Annotated in this window: 5 protein-coding genes; 3 read left to right on the forward strand and 2 right to left on the reverse strand. The window is 60.3% G+C overall.

What is annotated here, in order from left to right; all coding sequences use genetic code 11:
- Window positions 1–474: transposase zinc-binding domain-containing protein (locus M3436_19675; GenBank protein ID MDQ3566200.1), on the reverse strand; the 474-nt coding region annotated here is incomplete at its 3' end.
- A gap of 19 nt (window positions 475–493) precedes the next feature.
- A complete protein-coding gene (locus tag M3436_19680) occupies window positions 494–1,354 on the reverse strand; it encodes a site-specific integrase (protein ID MDQ3566201.1) in 861 nt (286 codons plus the stop codon).
- 578 nt (window positions 1,355–1,932) lie between these two features.
- Between M3436_19680 and M3436_19685 the strand changes: the two genes are divergently transcribed.
- From M3436_19685 to M3436_19695, 3 genes are all read left to right on the forward strand, one after another.
- Complete coding sequence (locus tag M3436_19685) at window positions 1,933–2,307, forward strand: hypothetical protein (GenBank protein MDQ3566202.1); 375 nt, start codon at window positions 1,933–1,935, stop codon at window positions 2,305–2,307.
- Complete coding sequence (locus M3436_19690; protein MDQ3566203.1) at window positions 2,304–2,636, forward strand: hypothetical protein; 333 nt, start codon at window positions 2,304–2,306, stop codon at window positions 2,634–2,636. Before M3436_19685 ends, M3436_19690 begins: the two co-directional genes overlap by 4 nt.
- A gap of 281 nt (window positions 2,637–2,917) precedes the next feature.
- The gene (locus tag M3436_19695) at window positions 2,918–3,811 is read left to right on the forward strand and encodes an IS630 family transposase (protein ID MDQ3566204.1); all 894 of its coding nucleotides are present in this window, start codon (window positions 2,918–2,920) and stop codon (window positions 3,809–3,811) included.
- The last annotated feature ends 442 nt before the right edge of the window (window positions 3,812–4,253 follow it).

Here is a 4,253-nt window from a genome sequence, read left to right on the forward strand (position 1 = left end):
CCAGGTATGCAACACGGCCGTGACGCCGATCTGCGCTTTGAGCTTTCCTTCGCCGAACTCCAAGAGCGTCGCGCTGGCGCACTCAAAGAGCAGCTTGTAGAGTGGCCGCTGGTTCTGCCTGACCAGCGCATTGAGCGCGTGTGGCAAAGTAAAGACGACGTGGAAGTACGGCACGGGTAAAAGACTGGCACTTTGCTTCTCCAGCCACTCCTGCGCGCCGGTCCGCTGACAGCTCGGGCAATGCCGGTTGCGACAGCTATGCGCGACGAAGTGCTCTCGGCCGCAGTCCGCGCACCGGTAGAGATGGCCACCCAACTCCGGCGTGTGACAACGCCGTAAAGCGTTCAGCGTCTTCCAGTGATGAGCTCGAAGACGATCGCCTGCGGCAGGCGTCTGCAACGCGACCCGCAGCACCTCGGAGAGCTGCAGCCGCGCGCCTCCGGCCGGCCGCAACTCGCGGCAGCAGAGCGCCATGGCCAGTGCGCTCTCTTTGTTAAGCTGCCGCCGGTTCGTCGATGAGATCGAGCGGACTGCGGATCTGCGCCAGCCGCTCCCTGGAGACATGGAGATAGTTCGAAGTCGTCTTCAGACTGCGGTGTCCGAGCAGTTCCTTGACGACCGTGATCTCCACGCCTGTCTCGATGAGATGCGTGGCGAAAGAATGCCGCAAGGCGTGGATGCCGCCCTTGTTGGGCAGACCGCACCGGGCGAGCGCGGCATAGAACATCTTCTGCGCGCTGCCGTCGACCAACGGCCGGTGCGGATCGCGGCTGCTCGCAAACAACCAAGGCTGCGGACGATAAAGCTTCCAGTAAACGCGCAACTCCTCCAGCAGCCGCGGACTTAAGATCGTATAGCGATCCTTGCCGCCCTTGCCCTGGCGGATCCGAATCATCATCCGGCTGCTCTCGATGTCCTGCGGCTGCAGATGACAGCCTTCGTTGAGCCTCAACCCGGCCCCGTAGAGCGTCATCAGAAACGCCCGCTGCCTCAAATCCCTGCAGCCCCCTGTCAGCAGCGTCCTGATCTCTTCCAGGCTATAGGCTCGCGCATACTGCGTCGGCTGCTTGGGCCGCGGCAGCGTCTTCTCGATCTCGGCGAGCGAGCGGTCCAGCACCTGAGAGTAAAAAAAGCGCAGCCCGCTGACCGCCACATTCAAGCTGCTGGCTGAAAGCTTCCTCTCCTGGTGAAGGTGCAGCAGGTAATCCTTGATCTCCTCGTTGCAGATCCTCTCCGGCGAGCGCCCATGGTAACGCGCCAGAGCTGCCACGGCCCCAATATAGGCTTCGTGCGTCTTGGGCGAGTATCCCTTTAAGGTCAGCACTCTGACAAGTTGGTAACGTAATGGTGTCATAAGGCACCAAGGCTACCAACTTCGGTCCCGCGCAGCCCCCCTCAGCTATGACTACACGGCCCCTCCGCGAAGCGGCTTAGTTCAACATTGTATTGAGCCGAGCGGGTCCGGGGGTTTGCGTGGGGTATGCGAGGAGTGCGGCATGCAACAGATCGAAGCAGAACGTCGTCTTTCTGGCAAGCGGGGAGCGTTTTTCTCTCGGTACCCCGGACATTCGGCGTATAACGGCCCGATGAAGATCCGGATCATACGTGCGACGCGACAGCTTTCCACAACGGTCGGGAAGAGCGCGCCGACCGCGCAGGGGCTGCTTCGAACAGCGGGGTTCGCAATGCCTGCCACGGAGCGCCATTGCTCGCGGCGTACGGAGGACGCGTACTGGATGTGGACGCGTCAGTTCATCCCTTTCCAGTGGCAAACGGCACCCGCGGGAGATGGGCGCCCCGGGGAGATCCGTGCGTTCCTGAGCCACCTGGGAGAAGCGCCGATGGATCATGTATGTGAACTGCACGCCGGGATCTGTGAAGCGGTTGGCCCGGGCAACTCGCGCGTCACCGTGCTCACGCGGTCCCACATTTATGAAACTTCGCCTCGTTTTTCAAACCATCGCAGCCGCTTATTTGCTCGACGTTAGCGGGGCCACCGCAATCGCTGAAATATTCGCAAAGCGACCTGCTACCGTGATTGGCGTTCATCGCGAGGTTCGCAACAACATCAGCTACCATTTTATCCACTTGCGTATCGAGCCAAAGTCCCGCGTCAGACCCGAGTCATTCGAGCGCCGACTCGATATTGCGAACACGAAATATTTCTCCGTCTCACCGACAGGACGACGGACCAAAACGTCACTCGACGCGATCAAGCCCGGGATGCGCGTCCTCGTCTCGGGCCGAACTAGTATTTCCGGTATGGACATGGCGACAGAAATCTACATTACCGACAAGAAACCGTGAACCCCCGCGCGTCGACAATTTGGCTTGCGGCAGTTACGCTGGTCCTAAAAAGCCACCAGCTCGCGCGGGCACGCTTTGTTCGTCTGTGGAGTTACGACGAGCTGACCAAAACAGCAGATTGCATCATGATCGTTTCAGTTTCCGAGCCGTCACAGCGCATCGGAGGTAAGCTGTTTTGGGCACCAATTTACTCGGGTTCAAACCAAGTTCGACGTGCGTTCTGTTCTGAAGGGCACGTACGCAGACAAGTTTGGGATCTTGATCACCTTGAATATCCGAAAAACACAAGTGTCATCATTAATGCGTATGGCTTCATTTCCTTTGCCTAGAAGGGCGAATTCTAAGTGGTGTTCCTGAAAGAAGGCGTCGGGTGGAACGCTTGTTTCGGTGCTAGTATCTAATTGCAAAAGTTCGAAGCGCTACGAGAATGTGGGATGCCTAAGCCTGCGACCCCAATCATCCTGAGCCGTGACGAACTCCAGCAACTCAGTGCGATGCGGCGCAAACCTAAAGCCCAGGCGCGGTATGTGGAGCGCGCGCAAATAATCCTGCGGGCATCCGCAGGAGCGGCCTCCAAGCAGATCGCCCGAGATTTGCAGATCAGCCAGCGATGGTCAGTAAATGGCGCACGCGTTTCGAGCGCGAGGGTCTGTGCGGATTGCATGATGACCATCGGCCGGGACGTCCGCCCACGCTCGATGAGAGCGAGTTTCGCCGCCGTCTTTTGGAGCAACTCGATCAGCCGACTCCCGCCGGGTACGCCCGTTGGGACGGGCGGATGCTGGCCAAGGCGCTCGGGGTCAGCGGGGATCGGGTCTGGCGGGTGCTGCGCACGCTGGGCATTAGTCTGAAACGGCGACGCCGTTGGTGTGTGTCCACCGATCCGGAGTTTAGCCAAAAGGCCGCCGATGTGGTCAGCCTTTACTTGGCTCCGCCGGAGAATGCGGTGGTGCTCAGTTTCGACGAGAAGCCCTGCATCCAAGCGCTGGAGCGGGCGCAGGGCTGGCTGAAGATGCCCGACGGGCGGGCGCTCAGCGGCTTTGCCCACGAATACAAGCGTCACGGCACCAGCACGCTTTTTGCCGCCCTCGACGTGGCCACTGGGCAGGTGCTCGCCGGCCATTTCAAGCGTAAGCGGCGGGTGGAGTTTTTGGAGTTCATGGACCGCTTGGTCGCGGTGCCTCCGGGCAAGCAGCTGCACGTGATCCTCGACAATCTAAGCACCCACCGCGTGGAGAAGGAGCGCGGGAGCAAGGCACACCCGCAGGTGCATTTCCATTTCACGCCCACGCACGCGTCCTGGCTCAACCAGGTGGAGGTCTGGTTTAGTATTCTTTGGGCAAAGGCGCTGCGCGGAGCCAGTTTCCGTTCCGTCCAGCAGTTGATCGAGCAGATCGACGCCTTCATCGCCGCCTACAATGAGGAGGCCGCCCCCTTCGCGTGGACGAAGGTCAATGTCCGCGCCAAAACCTTGGAAGGTAAGTATTCGGATTTATGCAAGTAGATACTAGTCCCGACGATTTGGGTTTTCTCGTTCGTCGAAATTCCGAGTGATCCCGCGACCGCAGTGGTCTGCTTCTTTCGACACCCAGACGAGTAGTCTCCGCGCTCTGTTGCAGGTTCGAAGAACAGGCCGCTGTTTTTCTGGGGGAGAGGTCTCTCCCCTCGTCCAAGCCGCAGCGTCTTGGACCGACCCCTTTCTGCGGCACCCAGGTTCCGCAACGCCTCCTGACGCGGCTGCGCCGTGGGAGACTGCGCTTCCACCCGCGCCCGCGGCGCAGACTCCCGAGTTTGTCTCCAACAGCGATCATCTGCGCCGTCCTCACGTCGCTTCCGGCTTTCCGCCCATGATTCCGCGCGGAAGCCCGGCGCTTCGTTGCGAGCGGCGCAGATCATCGCGGACGATCCTCCGGGCGTGCTCTCCTGTTCATGCAGGGCGCCAGCAA

The organism is Pseudomonadota bacterium (assembly GCA_030859565.1).
Lineage (GTDB): Bacteria > Pseudomonadota > Gammaproteobacteria > JACCXJ01 > JACCXJ01 > USCg-Taylor.